This is a genomic window from Bradyrhizobium sp. HKCCYLRH1034 (assembly GCF_051168375.1).
GTDB lineage: Bacteria > Pseudomonadota > Alphaproteobacteria > Rhizobiales > Xanthobacteraceae > Bradyrhizobium.
The window spans coordinates 60,077-81,738 of the sequence record NZ_JBNPUW010000020.1; the positions used below are offsets into that span (position 1 = coordinate 60,077).

Annotated in this window: 27 protein-coding genes; 9 read left to right on the forward strand and 18 right to left on the reverse strand. The window is 65.5% G+C overall.

The annotated features are described in order from the left end of the window. Position 1: 1 nt before the first annotated feature. The 5 genes from ACQR0W_RS31925 to ACQR0W_RS31945 all read right to left on the reverse strand — a co-directional run bounded on the left by ACQR0W_RS31925 (position 2) and on the right by ACQR0W_RS31945 (position 5,803). The gene (locus tag ACQR0W_RS31925; protein WP_316169344.1) at positions 2–1,096 is read right to left on the reverse strand and encodes an HWE histidine kinase domain-containing protein; all 1,095 of its coding nucleotides are present in this window, start codon (positions 1,094–1,096) and stop codon (positions 2–4) included. A gap of 274 nt (positions 1,097–1,370) precedes the next feature. Beyond that, positions 1,371–2,195: a carbohydrate ABC transporter permease gene (locus tag ACQR0W_RS31930; protein WP_315714069.1), complete on the reverse strand. Its 825-nt coding sequence runs from the start codon at positions 2,193–2,195 to the stop codon at positions 1,371–1,373. Beyond that, a complete protein-coding gene (locus ACQR0W_RS31935; RefSeq protein WP_315714070.1) occupies positions 2,192–3,127 on the reverse strand; it encodes a carbohydrate ABC transporter permease in 936 nt (311 codons plus the stop codon). Before ACQR0W_RS31935 ends, ACQR0W_RS31930 begins: the two co-directional genes overlap by 4 nt. After that, complete coding sequence (locus ACQR0W_RS31940; RefSeq protein WP_316234941.1) at positions 3,124–4,443, reverse strand: ABC transporter substrate-binding protein; 1,320 nt, start codon at positions 4,441–4,443, stop codon at positions 3,124–3,126. Before ACQR0W_RS31940 ends, ACQR0W_RS31935 begins: the two co-directional genes overlap by 4 nt. Positions 4,444–4,570: 127 nt before the next feature. Further along, complete coding sequence (locus ACQR0W_RS31945; protein WP_316169342.1) at positions 4,571–5,803, reverse strand: benzoate/H(+) symporter BenE family transporter; 1,233 nt, start codon at positions 5,801–5,803, stop codon at positions 4,571–4,573. Between the two features lie 231 nt (positions 5,804–6,034). Between ACQR0W_RS31945 and ACQR0W_RS31950 the strand changes: the two genes are divergently transcribed. Then, positions 6,035–6,565, forward strand: a complete 531-nt coding sequence (locus tag ACQR0W_RS31950; protein ID WP_316169341.1) for an REP-associated tyrosine transposase — start codon at positions 6,035–6,037, stop codon at positions 6,563–6,565. Positions 6,566–6,892: 327 nt separating this feature from the next. On the opposite strand, the gene ACQR0W_RS31955 is transcribed toward ACQR0W_RS31950, so the two are convergent. The 6 genes from ACQR0W_RS31955 to lgt form a co-directional block, all read right to left on the reverse strand. Beyond that, entirely contained in the window at positions 6,893–7,126 is a 234-nt protein-coding gene (locus ACQR0W_RS31955) for a hypothetical protein (RefSeq protein WP_315714074.1), read from the reverse strand. 502 nt (positions 7,127–7,628) lie between these two features. After that, positions 7,629–8,582, reverse strand: coding sequence for a ribose-phosphate pyrophosphokinase (locus ACQR0W_RS31960; protein ID WP_315714378.1), 954 nt, complete (start codon positions 8,580–8,582; stop codon positions 7,629–7,631). Positions 8,583–8,747: 165 nt separating this feature from the next. After that, positions 8,748–9,311: a hypothetical protein gene (locus ACQR0W_RS31965; protein WP_315826177.1), complete on the reverse strand. Its 564-nt coding sequence runs from the start codon at positions 9,309–9,311 to the stop codon at positions 8,748–8,750. Between the two features lie 198 nt (positions 9,312–9,509). After that, positions 9,510–10,256 carry a peptidoglycan editing factor PgeF gene (pgeF, locus tag ACQR0W_RS31970; protein ID WP_409977924.1) on the reverse strand — a complete coding sequence of 249 codons (747 nt, stop codon included), beginning with the start codon at positions 10,254–10,256 and terminating at the stop codon, positions 9,510–9,512. A 20-nt stretch (positions 10,257–10,276) separates the two neighbouring features. Next, the gene (locus ACQR0W_RS31975; RefSeq protein ID WP_316169339.1) at positions 10,277–11,404 is read right to left on the reverse strand and encodes a class I SAM-dependent methyltransferase; all 1,128 of its coding nucleotides are present in this window, start codon (positions 11,402–11,404) and stop codon (positions 10,277–10,279) included. Further along, positions 11,401–12,258: a prolipoprotein diacylglyceryl transferase gene (gene lgt / locus ACQR0W_RS31980; RefSeq protein WP_316234940.1), complete on the reverse strand. Its 858-nt coding sequence runs from the start codon at positions 12,256–12,258 to the stop codon at positions 11,401–11,403. Before lgt ends, ACQR0W_RS31975 begins: the two co-directional genes overlap by 4 nt. Before the next feature lie 256 nt (positions 12,259–12,514). Between lgt and ACQR0W_RS31985 the strand changes: the two genes are divergently transcribed. The 4 genes from ACQR0W_RS31985 to ychF all read left to right on the forward strand — a co-directional run bounded on the left by ACQR0W_RS31985 (position 12,515) and on the right by ychF (position 15,497). Then, positions 12,515–12,805, forward strand: coding sequence for an accessory factor UbiK family protein (locus ACQR0W_RS31985; RefSeq protein ID WP_316169337.1), 291 nt, complete (start codon positions 12,515–12,517; stop codon positions 12,803–12,805). A 185-nt stretch (positions 12,806–12,990) separates the two neighbouring features. After that, a complete protein-coding gene (locus ACQR0W_RS31990) occupies positions 12,991–13,680 on the forward strand; it encodes a 50S ribosomal protein L25/general stress protein Ctc (RefSeq protein ID WP_315714080.1) in 690 nt (229 codons plus the stop codon). Positions 13,681–13,752: 72 nt separating this feature from the next. Then, entirely contained in the window at positions 13,753–14,358 is a 606-nt protein-coding gene (gene pth / locus ACQR0W_RS31995) for an aminoacyl-tRNA hydrolase (RefSeq protein ID WP_316169336.1), read from the forward strand. 41 nt (positions 14,359–14,399) lie between these two features. Further along, positions 14,400–15,497 carry a redox-regulated ATPase YchF gene (ychF, locus tag ACQR0W_RS32000; protein ID WP_316169335.1) on the forward strand — a complete coding sequence of 366 codons (1,098 nt, stop codon included), beginning with the start codon at positions 14,400–14,402 and terminating at the stop codon, positions 15,495–15,497. 15 nt (positions 15,498–15,512) lie between these two features. Here the strand turns inward: ychF and ACQR0W_RS32005 are convergent, their stop codons facing one another. Continuing rightward, positions 15,513–15,803: a DUF4282 domain-containing protein gene (locus ACQR0W_RS32005; RefSeq protein WP_315714083.1), complete on the reverse strand. Its 291-nt coding sequence runs from the start codon at positions 15,801–15,803 to the stop codon at positions 15,513–15,515. Between the two features lie 221 nt (positions 15,804–16,024). Here ACQR0W_RS32005 and ACQR0W_RS32010 point away from each other — a divergent pair, with 221 nt between their 5' ends. From ACQR0W_RS32010 to ACQR0W_RS32020, 3 genes are all read left to right on the forward strand, one after another. After that, complete coding sequence (locus ACQR0W_RS32010; RefSeq protein WP_315714379.1) at positions 16,025–16,486, forward strand: MaoC family dehydratase; 462 nt, start codon at positions 16,025–16,027, stop codon at positions 16,484–16,486. After that, the gene (locus ACQR0W_RS32015) at positions 16,486–16,965 is read left to right on the forward strand and encodes a MaoC family dehydratase (RefSeq protein ID WP_315826178.1); all 480 of its coding nucleotides are present in this window, start codon (positions 16,486–16,488) and stop codon (positions 16,963–16,965) included. Before ACQR0W_RS32010 ends, ACQR0W_RS32015 begins: the two co-directional genes overlap by 1 nt. Before the next feature lie 109 nt (positions 16,966–17,074). Further along, positions 17,075–17,224 carry a hypothetical protein gene (locus ACQR0W_RS32020; protein WP_315714401.1) on the forward strand — a complete coding sequence of 50 codons (150 nt, stop codon included), beginning with the start codon at positions 17,075–17,077 and terminating at the stop codon, positions 17,222–17,224. A 56-nt stretch (positions 17,225–17,280) separates the two neighbouring features. On the opposite strand, the gene ACQR0W_RS32025 is transcribed toward ACQR0W_RS32020, so the two are convergent. The 6 genes from ACQR0W_RS32025 to ACQR0W_RS32050 form a co-directional block, all read right to left on the reverse strand. Then, complete coding sequence (locus ACQR0W_RS32025) at positions 17,281–17,418, reverse strand: hypothetical protein (protein WP_315752726.1); 138 nt, start codon at positions 17,416–17,418, stop codon at positions 17,281–17,283. A gap of 157 nt (positions 17,419–17,575) precedes the next feature. Further along, positions 17,576–17,989: a hypothetical protein gene (locus ACQR0W_RS32030; RefSeq protein WP_315714086.1), complete on the reverse strand. Its 414-nt coding sequence runs from the start codon at positions 17,987–17,989 to the stop codon at positions 17,576–17,578. 151 nt (positions 17,990–18,140) lie between these two features. Then, entirely contained in the window at positions 18,141–19,067 is a 927-nt protein-coding gene (locus ACQR0W_RS32035) for a hypothetical protein (RefSeq protein ID WP_315752727.1), read from the reverse strand. A 130-nt stretch (positions 19,068–19,197) separates the two neighbouring features. Next, complete coding sequence (locus ACQR0W_RS32040) at positions 19,198–19,638, reverse strand: nuclear transport factor 2 family protein (RefSeq protein WP_315714088.1); 441 nt, start codon at positions 19,636–19,638, stop codon at positions 19,198–19,200. A gap of 179 nt (positions 19,639–19,817) precedes the next feature. After that, the gene (locus ACQR0W_RS32045) at positions 19,818–20,084 is read right to left on the reverse strand and encodes a hypothetical protein (protein ID WP_315714089.1); all 267 of its coding nucleotides are present in this window, start codon (positions 20,082–20,084) and stop codon (positions 19,818–19,820) included. Between the two features lie 134 nt (positions 20,085–20,218). Beyond that, complete coding sequence (locus tag ACQR0W_RS32050) at positions 20,219–20,665, reverse strand: nuclear transport factor 2 family protein (protein ID WP_316169334.1); 447 nt, start codon at positions 20,663–20,665, stop codon at positions 20,219–20,221. Between the two features lie 328 nt (positions 20,666–20,993). Between ACQR0W_RS32050 and ACQR0W_RS32055 the strand changes: the two genes are divergently transcribed. Beyond that, a complete protein-coding gene (locus tag ACQR0W_RS32055; RefSeq protein WP_315735660.1) occupies positions 20,994–21,218 on the forward strand; it encodes a hypothetical protein in 225 nt (74 codons plus the stop codon). Positions 21,219–21,662 lie beyond the last annotated feature (444 nt).

A 21,662-nucleotide genomic window follows, 5' to 3' on the forward strand; every position in this document is an offset into this window, starting at 1 on the left:
GTCATGGCGCGAGCGGCAGGTCGAACGAAACCCTGAGCCCATCCGGCGCGAAGTCGCGCGTGACCTCGCCCTTCAGCGCCGCGCCGAGAATGCGCTCGAACAGCAGCGAGCCGAAGCCGTTGCTCGCAGGTGGGGAGACCTGCGGGCCGCCGTTCTCCTCCCAGGACAGCTTGAGCCGTCCGTCGGCATGGGTCCAGCTCAGCGTCACCCCTCCTGCATCGTTCGACAGCGCGCCGTATTTCACCGCGTTGGTGACGAGCTCGTGCAGCCCCATCGACAGATACAGCGCGACGCCCGGCGGAAGCGGCACGCCAGGACCGTCGACCGTGACACGGTCGCCTTGCAGCGGCGCCAGTTCGGCGCAGACCAGCTCATCGAGCGCGATCGCCTCGCGGCCGCGGTCCAGCGCCAGCGCGTGGCTGCGGGTCAGCGCGGCAATGCGGCCGCGCAGCACCTCGCCGAACGCGGCCAGCGCCGAATCGGCGCGGATGCTGAGCGCGATCACGCTGTCGACCAGCGCCAGCGTGTTCTTGACACGGTGATTGAGCTCATGGACGAGCACGCGATGGTGCTGCTCGATCGTGCGCCGCCGTGCATTCTCGGTGCGCAGCGCGATCTCGTCCATCACGATCTCGCTGAGCTCGGTGAGCTGGGCGATGTCGTCGTCGCTCCACGGCCGCGGCTCGTGATCGATGGCGCAGAGCGCGCCGATCACCTCGCCGCTCGGCAGCCGCAGGGGGACGCCGAGATAGGCGATCACGCCGAAAACCGGCACCGCGAGATTGTCCTTCACCAGCGGATGCTCGTTGGCGTCGCTGATCACCAGCGGCTGCGCCGAGGTCACGACGTGCTGGCAGAAGGAGTGGCTGAGCGGCGTCTCGCGCAGCGACGCCCACGGCTCGCACAGGCCGACCGAGCTCTTGAAGAACTGCCGGTCGCGATCGACCAGCGCGATGATCGCCGCCGGAGCCTGCAGCAGCCGCGAGGTCAAGCGGGTGACGCGATCGAAGCCCGGCTCCGGCGGCGAGTCGAGCAGCTCGGTCTGCAACAGGGCAGTCAATCGGTCTGGCGCGGAGGCGGCGCGATCGGACGTCATGCAGCTTTCGTCGGTCGGGCGTTCAGCCAGTGACAGGTTGCAAGACGGACCGGACGGAGCGCAAATCCGGAGCCGGTCGATCGTGCGGCGCAGTGGTATTCGGCTGGAACGAAGCCGGCGCAGAGACGAGATGAAGCCATCAACGCGGCCATCGCCGCGCCTCAGGGGCGGGGCGAATCCCGGTTCCACGCAGGTAACCAAGTGGCAGACTATGGCCTGACCAAGGCAAGCTTGGCATTCCGGCGCAGGTTCTCTTTGGTATCCATTATATCCGTCAGCCCCCCTTGACCGCACCCGCCGTCAGGCCGGCCACGATCTGCCGCTGCGCGAACACGGTCAGCAGCAGCACCGGCAGGGTCACGATCAGCGCGGCCGCCGCGAGCGGCCCCCAAGAGAGCTGATCGAACGAGATCATGTTGTAGACCGCGACCGGCAAGGTGCGGGTCTCGCGTCCGGCCAGCACGATGCCGAACACGAAATTATTCCAGGAGAAGATCACCGCGAGGATGAAGGCGACGGCGAGGCCGGGCTTCGCCACCGGCAATGCCACGTGACGGAAAACCTGCCAGCGTGTCGCGCCATCGATACGCGCGGCTTCTTCGAGCTCGATCGGCGTGGTCTCGAAATAGCCGATCATGATCCAGATCACGATCGGCACGGTGACGACGAGATGGATGATGATCTGCGGCCATAGCGTGCCGAGCAGGCCGAGCCACTGGAACAAGAGGAACAGCGGGATCAGATAGGACAGGCCCGGCGTGATGCGCGCGATCAGGATCACGATCGCGGACTTGTGCGCGGCCATGCGGGCGATGCCGTAGCCGGCGGGCACGCCGACCAGCATCGCGAGCGCCGTCGCGCCGCCGGTCACCACCAGGCTGTTCTTGAAGTAGGTGAAGAAGCGGTTGGACGACAGCACGTCGGCATAGTTCTTCCAGGCGAAATGCTCCGGCCAGAACACCGGCGGATACGCGGCGTTGTCGACCTCGTACTTCACCGACAGCGAGATCATCCAGAGGAAGAACAGGATCGCCGGCGAGACGATGAGGAAGACGCCGAGCGCGAGCCCGAGCCGGCCGAGGATGGTCTGCGCGCTCATGTGTCGCTCCCCAGCGCATTCCACTGCGCGCGGCGGCGCAGCACCAGCAAGAGCGCAGTCAGCGCGATGATCAGCGCGAAGAACACCACCGCGATCGCCGACGCATAGCCGAGGTCGTAATAGACGAAGGCGACGCTGTAGAGATAGAGGTTGATGGTCTCCGACGCCGAGCCGGGCCCGCCTTGGGTGATCGCGAAGATGATGTCGAAGCTCTTGATCGCGTCGATGGCGCGGATCATCGCGGCGATGAACAGGAACGGCATGATCAAGGGCAGGGTGATGTAGCGGAACATCTGCCAGGTGCTGGCGCCGTCGATCTGTGCGCTCTCGTACGGCTCCGTCGGCAGCGAGGCGATGCCGCCGAGCACGATCAGCATCACCAGCGGCGTCCACTGCCAGGTCTCGACCAGCACCAGCGAGGGGATCACCGTACCCGGATGGAATACCCAGAGCTGCGGCGGCAGGCCGACCAGCGACAGCAGGTAGTTGAGGATGCCGAGCTGCGGATGGAACATCATCGTCCACACCAGGGCGATCGCCACCGGCGTCGCCATCATCGGCATGATGAACAGCGCCCGCAGCAGTCCCCGGCCGGGGAAGCGGGCATGGAAGATCACCGCCGCGAAGGTGCCGAGCACCAGCGGCAGCAGCACCGATAGAGCCGTATAGGACAGCGTGTGCCCGACCGACTCGACGAAGCGGGGATCGGCCGGCAGCCTGAGATAGTTCGACAGCCCGACGAATGTCGTTGGCGAACCGACCTTCCACTCCTGGAAGCTCATCCAGATCGTGAACAGCCAGGGGAAGATGATCACCGCCAGCACGGTGACCAGCGCCGGGATGACGAACGGCCAGTACGACGGCGGCCGCAGCGCACGTTCCGGCGCAGCCGCCTCCGCTGCCGCGCCGGCCTGTTCGACGATCGTGCTCACGCTTTCTCGCTGCGCTCCAGGATGGGGCGGAACTGTTCGTGCGCCTTCTTCAGCTCGGTGGCGGGATCGGCGCCCGACAGCGTCGCGGTCAGCGCCGCACCGACGAGATCGCGGAATTCGGCGACCGGGATGATCACGGGCAGGCCGAGCTTGGAGATCTTGCCGGAGTCGATCGCCGACTGCAGCCACTCCTTGGGCATCTTCACGCCGCCCTGGACCCCGGGGTCGTTGAGCACCGAGTTGCGGAACGGCACGCCGCCGCCGGCCTGCACCAGGCGGGCGCCTTGCGGCTTCGACACCAGCCACTGGCACAGCAGCCAAGCGGCTTCCTTGTTCTTGCTCGCGGCCGCAATGCCGATGCCGTCGCCATAGGTCGCCGAGTACTGCCCCTTCGGTCCGGCGGGCACCACGGTGTAGCCGACCTTGCCGACCACGCGCGAGGCATTGGGATCCTCCAGCGGCGGGGCCCAGCCGACGCCGTCGATCCACATCGCCGAGCGGCCTTGCGTGAACGAGGCCATCGACTCCATCCAGTTGAAGCCGGCCACGCCCGGAGGCGCGCAGGTGGTCAGCAGCTTCTGATACAGCTTGGTGGCCTCGATTGCCTCGGGGCCGTCGGTCAGGATGTTGCCCTTGGCGTCCAGGAACTCGCCGCCATAGTTGAGGAAGAAGTTCGTCCACAGGGTCATGTTGGCGTTGCGCAGGCCGCGTCCGACGAATCCGAACGTGCCGTCCTTGGCATCGGTCAGCTTCTGCGCCGCCGTGACCATCTCGTCGAGCGTCTTCGGCACTTCGACGCCCTTCTTCGCGAACAGCTCCTTGTTGTAGTAGAGGATGAAGTAGTCGACCGACCATGGCAGCGAGAACATCCGGCCCTTGTCGTTGCTGGCGTAACTGAGGCCAGCGGCGGAGAAATCGCTCTGCACGAGGTCCGGCGCGGTGAGGTTAGGATCCTTCATGAAGTCGGTGATGTCGGCGAGCCAGCCGGCCTTCTCGAACTGCCGCTTCTGCACGTGATAGCTGAGATGGACGACGTCGAAGCTCGGCTTGCCCGACGACAGCTCGATCACGACCTTCTGCCGCTGCTGCTGCTCCGGGATCTGCTCGGATTCCACCTCGATGCCGGTCAGCGCAGTGAATTCCTTGATGTTCTTCTGCAGATTGTCGCCGCGCGGGCCCTTGGCCAGGATCACCTCGAGCTTGGTGCCGGCATATTTCTTCCACTGCGGCTCGGACCAGGCAGGCTGGCCGGTGAGCGCCAGCGCGCCTGCTGCTGCCGTGCCTGCAAGCATGTTGCGGCGCGTGATCGCGGTCATTCGTATCCTCCCCAGGATCATTCTTCTTTGATCTGGAAGTGTAGCGTGATCTGGCGGCGCTGCAACAGCGCGTTGCCGGTTCGGCTGGGGATGCGATGACGCAGCGTGGTGCGATGCGGCAAGCAGCTCACGTATCGGCCTCGGCCGCGAAATCCGCGCGCTCCAGCAGCCACGACAGCGCGAAGCCGGCGACGAGTCCCCAGAACGCGGCGCCGATATTGAGCAGCGGCACGTCGGCCACCGTGACGAGAAAGGCGATCAGTGCGCCCAACGAGAACCGCGTCTTGAACGCGGTCACGAACGCCGTTTGCAGCACGCGCAGCATGGCGAGGCCCGCCAGCGCGGTGATCAATGATTTCGGCGCGATCAGCAGCAGCGTGGTGAAGGTCGGCGCCAGCAGGCCGAAGCCGAGCGCAAGCACGCCCACCACCATCGCCGCGGTATAGTGGCGCTTGCGCTCGCCGCCGGAGACGACGATCGCGTTTGTCGGTCCGGTCAGGCAGGTCGAGACGCCGCCGACGACAGCTGATAGCGCCGAGCCGATGCCGCAGGCCACGGTGACGAGATTGACCGGCGGCTTGTGACCGGCGGCGGTCAGCACCGCAAAGCCCTGGCCGTTCTGCACCACGAGCACGGTGACCGCGAGCGGCACGATCAGCTCGATCATAGCCGCGAGCGACCAGGATGGCGTCGGGATCACCGGATGGATCAGCGCGATCTGCAGCGACGCATTCTGATCATACTTGCCGAACAGGAGAGCCGCGAGCGTGCCGATGACGAGCGCGCCGATGATTGGCGGGCAGCGCCGGCCCAGCGCAGGGAGTGCGGTCAGCAGCAGCCAGAGCACGACCATCGGCCCGGCGATGGCAAAGTCGGCGAACACGGCGCGGACGAGATCGAGGCCGAAGCGCAGGAATACGCCGGCGACCATGCCCATCACGATCGGCATCGGCACCAGCTGCATCGCGCGCTTGACCCAGCCGGTGAGCCCGAGCACCAGCATCAACAGCGCCGTACCGTAGAACGCGCCGACCACCTGCGGGAAGCTGAGATGCGTCAGCGACTGGCCGACCAGGACGGTGCCCGGAATGGTCCAGAACAGCACCAGTGGCTCGCGATAGCGCCACGACAGCGCAAGCGTGATCAGGCCGTTGATGAAGAACACGCCGAAGATCCACGACGCGATCTCCGCCTGCGACAGCCCGCCATTGGCGCCGACCGACAGGATGATGGCGACCGGTCCGGTGATCGCGAACAGCCAGCCGATGAAGCCATGCGAGGCGTAGAGCGGACCGAAGTCGTCGGCGATCCGGGCGGCGCTGGGCGGCGGGCCCGCGGGGCGTTCGATGGCGCTGAACATGAGGGCGGGGCTCGGGGCTGGGGTTCTTGTTTCCTCGCATCTCCAGGGGATGTTGGCCGAACAGGACGGCCTGTGCAAGGCACGGGGCTGATCGGCGGATTACGCTTCGCTAATCCGCCCTACAGGTTCGAGCGTAGGGCGGATTAGGCGAAGCCGTAATCCGCCGCAAATCTTGAATTCATGCATCCGCTGCGAGTAGGCTTACGTTGGTTTCGACTCGAAGCTCGATCCATGCCCAACTATCGACGCGCATTCGTTCCAGGCGGTTGTTGGTTTTTCACGCTGAATCTGCTCGATCGGCGTCAGAGCTTGCTGATCGATCACATCGACGTCCTGCGCTCCGCGGTCGCCGCCACGAAGCGGCGTTTTCCTTTCGAGATCGATGCCTTCGTGGTGATGCCCGATCATCTTCATGCCGTCTGGACCTTGCCGCCCGATGACGCCGACTTCTCGATGCGCTGGCGGCTGATCAAGAACCGCTTCGCGCGGGCGCTTCCAAGGACAGAAAATCTCAGCCCCACTCGTGTGGTGCGGCAGGAGCGCGGCATCTGGCAGCGCCGATTCTGGGAGCATCTTATCCGCGACGAAGAAGATTATGCCCGTCACGTGGAGTATTGTTACATCAATCCGGTGAAGCATAGCTTCGTCAGCCGCGTCGTGGACTGGCCGCATTCTTCGTTTCATAGCGATGTGCGCGCAGGAATGTTTCCTGCGGACTGGGCGGGTGATGTCGAGGTCAGCGGAACGTTCGGAGAGCGTTGACGGAGTCAAGTTTGTCTCGAAATCCCGTGCTGTGTGGTGGCGGATTACGCTTCGCTAATCCGCCCTACGCTCGACCCGTAGGGCGGATTAGGCGCAGCCGTAATCCGCCGTATGTATCCGCGCTAAAGGGGCAATCTTCTGCCCGTCGACCAAATCACCTCATTGCTGCAAATCCTGTCCACCCCTTCGGATAAAAATAAATCGCTTGACGATTTCGTAAAATCAGCATTATGGTCCCGCTCGTTCCGTTGCGTCGGAGGGGACGTATCGCGGTCGTCATGGACGTCGGCAGCGGAATGCGATGGGCGGGTCGGGTCGCAGCGTGATTCAGTTCGCGTCGACGAACGATGCGGCCCGCACGGTCAAGTCGCGCGGTCCTGGCACCCCGAAGCTGGTGTCCCGCGTAACGCGCGCAAGCGCGTTGCGCGCACGGTGGCCAACAAGCCGGCGCACCGGGGAGAACGCGAAGCAGCCGTCAAAACCGTCGCGCAGGGAGGGCCGGGTGTGTTCGGCCAGACCTGTGGTACCTGCCGCCTGCATTTTTTTCAGCAGGCGGGCCACGGGCGCGGCCAGCGCCCGGCCTTCCCTGCGCCCTTCATCTCGTGAGGGCGGCACGATGAGCAAAGCTCGGACGCAAAATGCGTCGCGAGATCGCGGAGCTGCATCGCCAGATGTCGGCAGACAATGTTGCCATGAAAGACACCGCGGGCGTCGTTGCGAGCGCAGCGACTTGTCCGCCGGAACTCGGAGAGCGTAGGCGGAAGCAATCCAGGATCTCTCCGTTGAGGCACCCTGGATTGCTTCGTCGCTGCGCTTCTCGCAATGACGGCGTATGGGGCAAGCTGCCCACCCTCCCCTGGAGGGGGAGGGTCGCCTCACGACGAGCGAAGCGAGACGTGAGGCGAGGTGGGGTGATCTCTCCACTTGCACCAGAGCCTGCGGAGAGATCACCCCACCCCGCTCGCCCGCTTCGCGTGCGATCGACCCTCCCCCTCCAGGGGAGGGTGGGCCAAATCGAGTTCTAGCGCGAGAAGGATGAGGCGACGTTCGCAGACAACCGAGGTCAGTCGAACAGGCTCGACACCGATTCTTCCGCCGCCGTCCGCCCGATCGCCTCGGCGATCAGCGGGGCGATCGCCAGCGTGCGGATGTTGGGGGCGTTGCGGACCGCTTCGGTCGGCATGATGGAGTCGGTGATGACGAGCTCCTTCAGCCGCGACGAGGTGATGCGGGACGCGGCACCGCCGGAGAGCACGCCATGCGTGATGTAGGCGTAGACGTCCTTGGCGCCGTATTTGAGCAGCGCATCCGCCGCGTTCACCAGGGTGCCGCCGGAATCGACGATGTCGTCGATCAGGATGCAGGTGTGGCCGGAGACGTCGCCGATCACGTTCATGACCTCGGACTCGCCGGGACGCTCGCGGCGCTTGTCGACGATGGCGAGCGGCGTGTTGATGCGCTTGGCCAGGCCTCGGGCGCGCGCCACGCCGCCGACGTCCGGCGAGACGACCATGAGGTTGGAGAGATCGAAGCGATCCTTGATGTCGCGCACCATCAGCGGCGAGGCAAAAAGGTTATCGGTCGGGATGTCGAAGAAGCCCTGGATCTGGCCGGCGTGCAGATCCAGCGTCATGACGCGGTCGACGCCCGCATGGGTGATCAGGTTCGCGACGAGCTTGGCCGAGATCGGCGTGCGCGAGTTCGATTTGCGATCCTGCCGCGCATAGCCGAAATAGGGCACCACGGCGGTGATGCGGCGCGCGGAGGCGCGGCGCAGCGCATCGGTGATGATCAGGAGCTCCATCAGCAGGTCGTTCGCCGGATAGGACGTCGATTGAATGATGAAGACGTCGGAGCCGCGGACGTTCTCCTGGATCTCGACGAAGATCTCCATGTCGGCGAAGCGCCGGACCACCGCTTTCGTCAGCGGCAGCCCGAGTTCAGCGGCGATGCCGGCGGCGAGAGCCGGATTGGAGTTGCCGGCGACGAGTTTGATGGAGCCGTTCTTGGCCGACATCGTGAATTCTCCTCGCGTCTCGCTGGAGACCTTGTTCAGCATATCGGGCTATCCATGGAACCGGCAGTTTTGCACGGGCGAGGTGATATCAAGGACACCGCGCGCATGGCAACCCGCCGCGGGTGTTTTTCCCGGCCAAAAACGGCGCAAAATGCGCCTCTTTGCCTAATGGTCGGTGTAGCCGAGGGCCGCGACGCTGGTGCCGCCGGACGCCGGCGACGCGGGCTCGGCCACGGCGACCGCGGGGCCGCGGGTGGCCGGTGCCGCCGGTGGCGCGCCGTCGGCGGGCGCGGTGCCGTTCAGCATGTTCGAAAGTCCGCTGAAGCCCGCCTGCGCGATTTTCCGAAGCACCATGTCGTCGACATTGTTCCACGGATCGCGGCCGCCGCGTCCGACCGGCTCTTCGCCCGACAGCCGCAGCGCGCGCTGCTGATTGCGATCATAGACGTCGAACACCCAGGCGATCACGCTCTTGCCGCTGACGACCTGGGCGGAGAGATAGGTGCGGACACGATAGGCCGCCGGAGCCTCGCGCGACACGATGGCGAGGCTGCGCAGCTTGGACTCGCTGTCGAGCACGCTGACCATGCGGTCGAAGATCTGCGGCGGCGGGCCGTCGATCTGCTCGAAGGCGATCGTGGCGCTATCCGATGCAGGCGCCATCGCATAGGCGTTGGACGCACCACCGCTGCTGGTCGCGCAGCCGCCGAGCGTTGCAGCGGACGTCATCAGCAAAACGGCAACGCAGGCGTGCTGCGCAGCGCGGCTGATCCGTCGAAGTGGTGTCGGCGCTCCCCTCATCGTCGGGAGCGATATCGTTAAAATCGATTAACGTCTAGGTCGCGGCTGCCACAGATTAGGACAGAGTGCACTCAGTTGTACAGAAAGGGTTAAGCAATCCACATGCGGCCACAATGGCGCCCCGCTTCAGCCTTCGAGCATGATGGCATGGACGTGCCGGCCATAGTCCGGCTCCCTGCGATGCACAGAGCGGCGGTAACTGAAGAAGCGCTCATCGGCATAGGTGTCGAGGCCGAGGTCGTCGATCAGCAGCACGCCGGCGTTTTCCAGCCGCATCCGGATGAAGCCGGCGAGGTCGAACATTGCGTGGCCGTCGCGCGTCGAGGGCAGGAAGAAGCGCGCGTGCTCGGCGTCGTCGTCGAGGAAGCGCGTGACGAACTCGGCGCCGACTTCATAGCTCGGCTGGCGGATCAGGGGGCCGACGGCGGCGACGACCTGCCCGCGCTCGGCGCCAAGCTCCTCCATCGCCTGCAGCGTGGCTTCGAGCACGCCGGTGAGCGCGCCTTTCCAGCCGGCATGGGCGGCGCCGATGACGCGCCTCTCGGGGTCGGCGAACAGGATCGGCCCGCAATCGGCCGTGGTGACGCCGATCGCGAGATTCGGCGTTGCGGTCACCAGCGCGTCGGCCTTCGGCCTGACCGGGCTGTCCCAGGGCCCGGTCGCGACCACGACGTCGGGCGAATGGATCTGGTGCAGGCTGAGGAACTGGTCGGGCGCGACGCCGAGATGGGCGGCCATGCGGCGGCGGTTTTCCCGGACGTTCTCCGGCACGTCATTCGATCCGAGCCCGCCATTGAGGCCGGCATAGATGCCGTCGGAGACGCCGCCCTCGCGGGTGAAGAAGGCGTGGCGCAGGCCAGGGATCGCGGACATCACATTCGATGATACCAGCATCATGCGCCTCCCGTGTTCTCGTTGGTGCGTTCGTCGCTGATGCCCGCCAGCACCGGAATGGCCGGATCGGAGATGCCGAGCACCTTGAACAGCGACCCCATGCCGCCGCGGCCGCCGCCGGTCAGGCGCTTCAGCCCGCTCGCGATGTCCTGCGAGACTTCCGGCGACGCCTTCTGCATCAGGGTCAGCGCGCGGGTTTCGATGCCGAGCCGCTGCAGGAACTCGCCCTGCGTGACCGGGCCGTGAACGCGCGCGCCGACGGCTTCCGCGGCCCGCGCCAGCGCGTCGAAATCGACATGGGCGGTGATGTCGGCAAGCCCCGGTGTCTTGAGGGGATCAGCGAAGCTATGACGGGCGATGGCCTGGAAGGTGTCGCCGACGTCGCTGCGCACATGGCCGTAATCGATGATGACGGCGGCGCCGCGCTGGTCGCGGATGCGCCTGGCGATGGCCATCATCTCCATGTTCGGCCGCCATTCGAAGATCGCGCCGGCCGGCGCGGCGCGCACCAGCGGCGGCAGCAGCAGCTCGAAGCCGGGTGTCGGATCGGCGGCCGCGCCGTAGACGAAGTTCTCCTCCTCGTCGAGCTCGACGACGCGCTCGTGCCAGCCGGTCTCGCGCCTGATCATCTGGTGGATCGGCAGCACGTCGAAATACTCGTTGGCGAAGATGACGCTGGGGCCCTCCGGCACCTCGTCGAAGCTCTCGTGCCAGTTGACGTTGCGCAGGCCGGTCAGCGTCGCCTTCTGCTTTTCGCGCAGGACAGGATTGACCTCGACCAGGTGGACCGAGATCGTCTGGTACAGCGGCGGCAGCACGCGCAGCGCCCGCAGCGCATCCGACATCATGGTGCCGCGGCCGGGTCCCAGCTCGATCAGCCGGAATTGCTGCGGCGATCCCGTCGCCTTCCAGATCGAGGCCGCCCACAGCCCGAGCAACTCGCCGAACATCTGGCTCACTTCGGGGGCGGTGGTGAAGTCGCCCTCGCGTCCGAGCGGATCGCGCGAGATGTAGTAGCCGTGCTCCGGATGCATCAGGCACAGCTCCATGTAGCGCCAGACCGGCATCGGGCCGGACGCCTTGATCAGCCGCTTGATCTCGGTGTGGAGCGGAGAGGTTTCGATCACGGATTGGCCTGCAGCGGGGGAGTGGCTTGATGTGTCCCGTGCTTGCGCAGCGCCCGCGCCACCAGGATGGCGCCGATGATCAGCATCGGCACCGACAGCACCATGCCCATGGTCAGGCCACCCCAGAGAAAGCCCAATTGCTTGTCGGGCTCGCGGAACAACTCGCTGGTGATGCGCGCCACGCCATAGAGGGTGATGAAGCTGCCGAGGATCAGGCCGGGCCGTTTCAGCGCGCCGAACCGGATCATGATCGCCAGCACGATGAACAGCACGATGCCTTCGAGGCCGGCCTCGTAGAGCTGGCTCGGATGGCGCGGGAGATGGGTCGGATCGCGCGGGAAGATCATCGCCCAGGGCACGCTTGCATCGGCGGCACGGCCCCACAGCTCACCATTGATGAAATTGGCGATGCGGCCGAGCAGCAGGCCGATGGGCGCGACCGCGGTGGTGACGTCGCCGAGCGAGAGGATCGGCAGGCCGTTGCGGCGGGCGAACCAGATCACGGCGAGCACGCAGCCCATGAAGCCGCCATGGAACGACATGCCGCCGTTCCACAGCTCGAAGATCTCGATCGGATGATCGATGAAGAACGGCAGGTTGTAGAACAGCACGTAGCCGGTGCGGCCGCCGAGGATGATGCCGATCGTGACCCACAGGATGAAGTCGTCGAGCTGGACCAGCGACACCGGCGCCGGGCCGCCCCACAGTGGCTCCTTCTTGAGCAGCGAGCGAGCGTAGAGCCAGCCGATCACGATGCCGCAGATATAGGCCAGCGCGTACCAGCGGATCGCGAACGGGCCGATCGCGATCGCAACCGGATCGAACATGGGGAAATCGATGAGGAGAGGCGTCATTCACTGGCTTTCGTGGACACGGCGTCCCGCTTCCGGAAGCCCCCGGGCGATGCGGGCTTCGAACGAGCCTCGCCACATGAACGGGCGCGGCGCGATGTGATCTCAGGGCTGCTCATACCAGCGCCGCGGGCCGGCGCAACAAGTACGATGACAAGGAAACCAAGGCATGACAAGACGGCCCATCTTGCGGGCGGCGACAGGGATCGCCATTCTGTCTTCCATTATCTTGCTCGTCGCAGGACGCGGAGTTTCTCACATGACCCAGACCAACAACCGGTTTTTCGACGAACTCGGCCGCCTGATGAACGATGCCGCAGGTGCCGCCCAGGGCATGAAGCGGGAGGTCGATTCCGTCATCCGCAACCAGGCGGAAAAGATCCTGAACGACCTGGACATCGTGAAGCGCGAGGAGTTCGAGGCGGTCAAGGACATGGCCCGGCTCGCCCGCGAGGAGAACGAGGCGCTGAAGACGCGGATCGCGGCGCTGGAAGCCAAGCTGGGTGGTGCGGCCGGCACGCCGCCGGGCGCCGGCAGCGCGGATGGCTGACGCCGCGGCCGGGTCGCCCTGGGACGGGAGGGGCAGGCGGCCCCTTCATTTCCTTGTCATTTCCCGGGTTTGCCGCTAGAACGCCGCCACGTCCGCGGCCCCCGCACCCCTGGAGGCTTGCCGAAGGACGTCCAGCAACGGGCCGCATTGCGGCCTTTAACTTTTTAAAACAAGGACTTAACACGATGGCGACCGTCAGAGAACTGAAGGCGACCGCCCGTCCGTCAGTCGGCAAGGGGGCCGCACGGGCAGAGCGTCGCGCCGGGAGAGTGCCCGGAGTGATTTATGGAGACAACCAGCCCCCGCTGCCGATCTCGGTGGAAGACCGCGAGCTGCGCCAGCGCATCCTCGCAGGCCGGTTTCTGACCACGATCTTCGACGTCACCCTCGACGGCAAGAAGCACCGGGTGATCCCGCGCGACTTCCACCTCGATCCGGTCAAGGACTTCCCGATCCACGTCGACTTCATGCGGCTCGGCCAGGGCGCGACCATTCGCGTCAGCGTGCCGCTGCATGTGGTGGGCTCGGAAGGCGCGCCGGGCGTCAAGCGCGGCGGCACGGTCAACATCGTGACCCACACGCTCGAGCTCGAGTGCCTCGCGGAGAACATCCCGCAGTACATCGAGGCCGACGTCAGCGCGCTCGAGATCAACCACTCGCTGCACATCTCCGATGTCAAGCTGCCGACCGGTGTGAAGACGCTGTCGCGCGACGACGCGACGCTCGTCACCATCGTGCCGCCGTCGGGCTATGGCGAGGAGCAGAAGGCGGCTGCTGGCGCCGCAGCGGCGCCCGCTGCTGCTGCTCCGGCTGCCGCTGCGAAGGCTCCCGCGGCCGCTGCCAAGGCGCCGGCTGGCGGCGACAAGAAGAAGTAAGCCGTTCCGCTTATGGGAAGCACGGGCGGGTCCCGTGCTTCTCGAAGCGACGGCGGGGGCGGATGCCGCGTCATGCTGCTGTTTGTCGGCCTCGGCAATCCCGGCGCGAAATATGCGCGCAACCGGCACAATATCGGCTTCATGGCCGTTGACGAGATCGCGCGGCGTCACCGCTTTTCGCCGTGGCGACGCAGGTTTCAGGGCGAGACCTCGGAAGGCACGCTCGACTCCGAGCGCGTCATCCTGCTCAAGCCCACGACCTATATGAACGAATCCGGCCGCGCCGTGCAGGAAGCGGCCAGCTTCTTCAAGCTCGGCGTCGGCGACGTCACGGTGTTTCAGGATGAGCTGGAATTGTCGCCGGGCAAGCTGCGCGTGAAGGTCGGCGGCGGCATTGCCGGCCATAACGGGCTGCGCTCGATCTCGGCGCATCTCGGCAACGACTATCGCCGCGTCCGGCTCGGCATCGGTCATCCCGGCGTCAAGGAATTGGTGCACGGCCATGTGCTGTCGGACTTCGCCAAGTCCGACATGCCCTGGGTCGAGGCGCTGTGCGAGGCGGTGGCCGACAATGCGGGTTTGTTGACGGGCCGGCGCGACTCCACCTTCGCCAACAAGGTGCATCTGGCGCTGCAGGCCAAAGGTTTTCTGGACAAGGGCGATGCCGGCGCCGCGTAAGGCGCCCCGGGCCCTCGCCTCAAGAGGATGCGAGACGGATCATGGGATTCAAATGCGGGATCGTCGGCTTGCCCAACGTCGGCAAGTCGACGCTGTTCAACGCGCTGACGGAGACGGCAGCGGCGCAGGCCGCGAACTATCCGTTCTGCACCATCGAGCCGAATGTCGGCGAGGTCGCCGTTCCCGATCCGCGGCTGGAAAAGCTCGCGGCGATCGCCAAGTCGGGCCAGATCATTCCGACGCGGCTGACCTTCGTCGACATCGCCGGACTGGTGCGCGGCGCCTCCAAGGGTGAAGGCCTCGGCAACCAGTTTCTCGCCAACATCCGTGAGGTCGACGCGATCGCGCATGTGGTGCGCTGCTTCGAGGATTCCGACATCACCCATGTCGAGGGCAAGATTGCCCCGCTCGCCGACATCGAGACCATCGAGACGGAGCTGATGTTGTCCGATCTCGACAGCCTCGAGAAGCGGGTCGACAACCTCGCCAAGAAGGCCAAGGGCGGCGACAAGGATGCCAAGGAGCAGTACGAGCTGGTCACCCGTGCTCTGGTGCTGCTGCGCGACGGCAAGCCCGCGCGGCTGCTGGAGCGCAAGCCGGAGGAGGAGCGCGCCTTCGGCATGCTCGGACTGCTCACCTCCAAGCCCGTGCTCTACGTCTGCAATGTCGAGGAAGGCTCGGCCAAGGACGGCAACAGCTTCTCAAAGGCGGTGTTTGCGCGCGCCAAGGAGGAGGGCGCGGTCGCCGTCGTGATCTCGGCCAAGATCGAGTCCGAGATTGCGACGCTGTCGCGCGAGGAGCGAGTGGATTTCCTGGAGACGCTCGGGCTCGAAGAGGCAGGTCTCGATCGGCTCATCCGCGCCGGCTATCAGCTGCTCGACCTGATCACCTACTTTACGGTCGGTCCGAAGGAAGCGCGCGCCTGGACCATCCACCGCGGCACCAAGGCGCCGGCGGCGGCCGGCGTCATTCACACCGATTTCGAGAAGGGCTTCATCCGCGCCGAAACCATCGCCTATGCCGACTATGTCGCGCTCGGCGGCGAGGCGGGCGCCCGCGAGGGTGGCAAGCTGCGCCTCGAAGGTAAGGAGTATGTCGTCGCCGACGGCGACGTCATGCACTTCCGCTTCAACAACTAAGGCCGTGCGGGGCGGCTACATCCGCCCCTGCTCGCGGATCGCGCCGAGATGCTCGTTGATGCGGAAGACGATCAGCACGAACTCGGCGATGATGCGCGAGAACACCATGCCGACGATGATGCCGGCGAGCGACGACAACAGCATCAGGAAACCGCCGAACGGGCTGATCGCCATTTCGGAGAGGCCCGTGAAAATGCCGCGAATTCCCGACAGGATGATCAGCGCAATCACGAGCCAATAGAACGTCTTGATGATGGTGGGCGTGATGAAGCGGTCCCACTGGAACAAATCGCGAAATTCCAACATCCTGATCCCCCGGCCACGTCCGAATCGGTCGTCAAATCCGTCTTTAAGTCGTGCTCGAATTGCGCGCCAGACGGCATCGGCGGCAGCCGAATTCGTTCCGGTATATGGCGCCTTCTGGCACTCTCTTGCGACTGGACCGGGCGTCAGCCATGCGAGCGGCCCGGTTGTGATTGCTGCAAAGTGCGGCCACAATCGGGCTTCTTTCAGCCATTCCCAGCCTCATGACCCTCACCTTCGAAGATTTTCCGCAAGGCCCGTTCGGCAGCTTCGGCCCGCGACACGTCACCCGCGACGAGATCATCGCCTTCGCGTCTGAGTTTGATCCGCAGCCGATGCATCTGGACGAACTGGCTGCCTCGCAGTCGATGCTCAAGGGTCTGTCCGGCTCGGGCTGGCACCTCTGCTCGCTGATGATGCGCATGATGTTCGACGGCTTCATCGGCCGCACCGCTTCGCTCGGCTCACCGGGCGTCAACGAGGTCCGGTGGCTGTCGCCGCTGCGTCCTGACGATGAGCTGATGCTCGATGTGGAGGTTCTGGAAGCGCGGGTGTCGCGGAGCCGTCCGTCGACCGGGATCGTCACCTTCAAATGCAGCGTGCGCAACAAGGCTGGCATGAGACTTTGCGAGATGGTTTCTCCCATCATCGTCGAGCGCCGTGAGAGCCGCGGGCAGGTGGGCTGATGCGCTTTTTCGAGGATCTTCAGGTCGGCCAGCGCCGCGAGCTCGGCTCCTACACGTTCACTGCCGAAGAGATTAAGCGCTTTGCCATTCAATTCGATCCGCAGCGCTTTCATCTCGACGAGGAAGAGGGCCGCCGGTCGCTGTTCGGCGGGCTCGCGGCATCGGGATGGCACATCGGCTCGGTCTGCATGAAGCTGATCGTCGCGGATAATCAGCGACTGCTGGAGATCGCGCGCACGCGTGGCGAGCCGATCGCTCTCGGAGGTCCTTCTCCCGGCTTCCGTGATCTGCGCTGGCACAAGCCGGTGCTTGCAGGAGATACGATCAGCTTCTCGAGCGAGATTGATTCGCTTCGCGAGTCGGCCTCGCGCCCGGAGTGGGGCATCCTGCAGGCGCGCAATACCGGCATCAATCAGCGCGACGAGCTGGTGTTCTCTGTGCTTGCGTCGGCCTTCGTCCCTCGACGGAACAACGGTTGAGGCGAAAAGGTCACGCTTCGTAGGATTGTCGGCGCGGAACGAACTTCGCGCTAACGCATTCTGAACTCCGACTCTATAAGACAGCCAATCAGGGATCAGGATGTGGGGGATGAGTATGGCAGATCGCGGTGGTCTGAAACTCCTCGGCTTTATCTTTGCCAGCGTGACGCTCGCGGTGATGCTCGCGACGGGAATGGTCGTGAAGGGCTACGCGGACGGATCGTATTCGCTCGAGACGTCAGCGACGATCAACGAGTGACGGTTTAACTACTCGTTAACCAGAACGGACCACGCGGTCCTGTTCGTAGAGGCGATCTAGCGGCTCCAGATGAGCACCATGATCGCCATCGCCACCACCAGCAAACCGACGAAACGGACCATGATGGTCCCGATCCGCTGAGGCTTGGGCCGCAGAGGAATCGGATCGGTGTTGTGCGGCCGGATCGTTTCCATGAGAGCGACATCCCCCTGACGCAACCTGCCCGCCACGAGAGCGGCGGAAGTTGGTCGCGGGAGGGCCGGAGCGCGTTCAAGGACGCGGCGCTGCAAAGACGAAAACCGCCGCGCGATGCCTCGCACGGCGGCCCTCTTCAAGATCCGGAAAGAATGTTCAGCTGCTGCGCAGGCCGTCGGCGGCGCGCTTCCACTGCGTGACGTTCTCGGCGATCGCCCGGGTCGACTTCATCGCCGCCTGGCTGAGCTGTGCATAGCTCGCGATCTCGCGCTGCACCCGCTGGCCCTCGGCATGCAGCAGTTCGCGCAGGCTCTCGAGCTCTCCGATCAGGTTCTCGATCTCCGACAGCGAGGTGCCGGCGACGCGCTGGATCAGCGTGGTGACGCTGTTCACTGCTGCATCGGCATCGATCGAGGCCTCGGCCGTGGCGGCCGCATTGGGGCGGCGCAGATAGGCGATATCGTTACGGACGAAATCACGAATGCCGGCCTCGACTTCGGAGACCGCGGCCAGATCCGTATCCAGCTCGGCTTCAGTTCCATCGATCTTGTCCGGACGAATGACATTCATCGGCTAATTCCTCATTTCGCGTTCAAGCGAGCGCGGTGTCCCCGCACGACGAACTTCTCAAAGCCTATCAGTGCGGCCAAATTGGGCCGCACCGCGGCGAAGCTGCGGCGAACGTTCGATCATTCGTGGCGGGCTGCCGCAATGGTGAACGTCACCAGCTCCGCTTGAAGCCGGCCGAGATGCTCTTGCTGGTGCCGCCCTGCGCGGTCTCGCTGACTGAGCCGGAGATGCTGAGACCATCCGACAGCTTCTGCTCCGCGCCGACCTTGCGCAGCCATTTGTCGTCGCTCGACGACAGGGTCTGGCCGGCGGTGACGCTGGTGCCGGTGTCGCCGATCGAGAGCTTGGCGGACTGCTCGGTGTCGAAGCTGCGGCTGGTCTTCGGCGCCGCGCCGGGAATCGGCACCATGCCCTGCTGGGTGACGTTGTAGCCGTTCTGCAGGGTCAGATTGTAGTGATCGATCGGCACCGCCTTGGTGATGGTGGTGCCGAGCCGGCTGTGATCGGATCCGGGATCGACGCGGGCCTCGATGGCGGTCTTGTCCCAGATCGAGCCGGCCCCCGGCGCGGTGACGGCCGCCCAGGCCGAGCCGCCGGATTCCGGAGCATTGCCGCCGTTCTCGGCCTTCTCCGCCAGCAATTCCGACATCGTGGTCGGCTGCCGGGCGACCGTCATGTCGGCGCCGACGCGGGCGTCCCAGAACGGCGACACCGACTGCTTGACCGACACGCCCGAGGCGAGGCTGCCCTTGTTCTGGTTCGACCAGTCGAGCGCGGCGGCCTTCTCTGCGGCGGCCTTGCGCTTCGCCGCGGCGGCGGCTTCGGGACGGTCGAGGAAGGTGGTGTCGTCGATCGCGAGCTGGCTCCAGTCGAGCTTCTCGACGTCGATGTCCTTCATCGGGTCGGCCGCTGCCTGGTCCTCGGACTTGTCCTCGTCCTCCGGCTCCGGCGCGATCTGCTGCCAGGGTGTGATCTGCAGCGGCTGCGGCGCCTGCATCAGCGTCTGGGCCGGCGCGGCGGACGCAAGAAGGCCGAAGCCGGCCGTGAAAACCGCCAGCGCGCAACCATACGATGTCATGAGAGCAACCCCCGCCGCCCGAACCTGTGTGCCGGAATATGGTGGAATCTTGGCGCAAAATTATGGCTGCGCCAGTCACGATCTGTTGGGTTGCCGGTGAGTGTGACCACAATCCAACACGCCGGCGGGCTCAGGCGAAGCTGCCGATGCGCGGCAGGTCGATGGGGCGGCCGAGCGTCTGCTCGACCAGATCGAACGTATCGATCAGGATCCGCAGCCGCGCGAGCTTGCCGGCGCGGAATTGCATGAATTGCGCGAGCCGCGCCGTGATCGGCTTGTCGGAATCCTGCGCCGTCATCGCGCAGCGGACCATGGTCGCCGCGCTGGTCTCGTCCAGCATCAAGGTCTCGCGCTCCAGCCGGCGGATGCTCACATTGTCCGCGATCTGCCTGACGGCGTCGAGCACGGCGGCGCGGCCGTGCCGCGCGCCGAGGAAGGGAAACATGTCGATCGGGCCGTAGATGGCCCAGTCGATGTCGTCATCGAGAAGCTCGGCGAAATCGTCGAAACGGCGGTCGTTGATCGCGCCATGCAATGCGCGCGACAGACGCCAGAGGCTGTGCTCCGTCATCGGCTCGGGATCCTGAACTGGCTTGCAAGGGGGCGCGCCGGCCTCAAGGCGACGTCGCAACGGACGTCGCGCCGGGGCGCCGAATCTATCTCTCTTGAGCCTCACATAAATCAACCACCTGCGCGCGCAACGGCTGTTTTTGCATTGCACAAATGCGCGCGACCGCCGGTCGCCGCGCCCTAACGCCCTTCATGCTGCATGCGCTGCTGCGCGATCGCGACCTCGTGGTCGCGGAAGGCGGCCATGCCGAACAGGGTGGCGCCGGCGAGGCCGCCGATCAGGGCGCCGAGCGGCATGAAGGTGAAGAACACCAGCATGCCCGCATAGCCTTCGAATTCGCTGGTGTTGAACAGCTCGATCCAGGCCAGTCCAAGCCCTACTCCGATCGTCGCGCCGCCGACGACGCCCATCACCAGTCCGGCCATCGCCAGGAATGCTATTCTCATGTCACCGATGCCCCGTATACCACCGCTCATGGGGTGCGGAGCCCGGGCCACAGGTTCAAGGCGACGAGGCCGCCGGTGGTGACGTTTGCGTGATCGGCTGGTCCAGGCCCTGGTCCGCCACGGCCGTGCCGGCCTCAGGGCCGGGCGGCGCCCGCGATCAGCAGCCGGCTGAGATCGCATTCCAGCACCTGCTGCACCAGGTCGTAGGTGTCCATGATCTCGCGGATGCGGGCGATGCGGCCGTCGCGCAGGGTGTAGAAGGCGGCGAGGTCGTATTGCACGATGCGGTCGTTGTCGCGCTTGCGCAGGAAGATGCGCAGATCCACGGCGACCTGGTCGCCTTCGCAGATCATGGTCTTGATCTCGTGCCGGACCTCGGCATAGCGGCTGCGCGCCGTCTCCCACATCTGCCGCACCTCGGCCTTGCCCCGGCGGCCGCCGAGATGGGGGAAGATGTCGATCGGCGCCGAGGCGAAGTGCTCCAGGTCGTCGGTGCAATGCGCCAGCACGCTGTCGAAATCGCCGGCGGCATGGGCCTCGAGCAGCTTGCGCACGCGCTGCTTGTTGATGTGCTCGATCATCCTGTCTCCACTGACGGGAATGTCCGCGTCGGCGATCTCGTTCTGGAGATGCCGGCGGACGGCCGTCAACCACCTGTGTGACCGTCGGCCGGCTCAATGCGCCGGTACGGTGAACGGAAGCTTGGCGAGTGATCGCGTCACGATCATGTCTCAGCCCACTCTCGGCTCATCTCTCAGCTCATTTCTCAGCTCTTGGGTCATCACCGCGCGCGATAAGGTTCGCGCAATGCGTCATGCCGGTTGCGAGGCGGGAACCGCCCCGCCGCGTCGCCGTTACCTCGCACCATTCTTGCGGAGCTCGATCATGACGATGTCGATCACGAAGACCATGCTGGCCGCCTCCGTCGCAGCGCTGGCGCTGCTGTCGACGCAGGCCGCCGAGGCCAAGGGGTGCATCAAGGGCGCCATCGTCGGCGGCGTGGCCGGCCACTATGCCGGCCATCACGGCGTGCTCGGCGCCGCCGCCGGCTGCCTCTATGGCCGTCACCGCGCCAAGGAGCAGGAGCGTCAGCAACAGCAGCAGGGCCAGGTGAACGGGCAGGGCCGGACCTAGTCGAGAGGGCGCGCCGAGCCCCGGCGCAGCGGTCGTGTCCGTCGCGGCTCGTCCGCCCCGTCGGCGGGGATGACGCGCGTCTGTCTCAACACGCCCCACTGTCGTCCCGGCCTTGAGCCGGGACCCATACCCCCAGGGAGTGGTTTGAGGCAGACTAGTCATTGGCATTTTGCCCATCACGTCCGCCGCGGCATATGGATCCCGGATCGGCGCCATGCCGCGCTCGCGCGCGTCACGGCTGGTCCGGGACGACAGCGGGCGGGTTTGGCGGATTTACGATTCAAACAGCGATCGACTTGAAGACATGAGAACGTGATCTCGCGGCGAGACTCGCCCGAGTGATGCATCGAACACGTCCCTCTTGAAAATGCAGAGGGCGCAGGGAATGCCGGGTGAAGGCCTCACCCATGGCCCGCCTGCGAAAAAAATGCAGGCGGCAGGTAC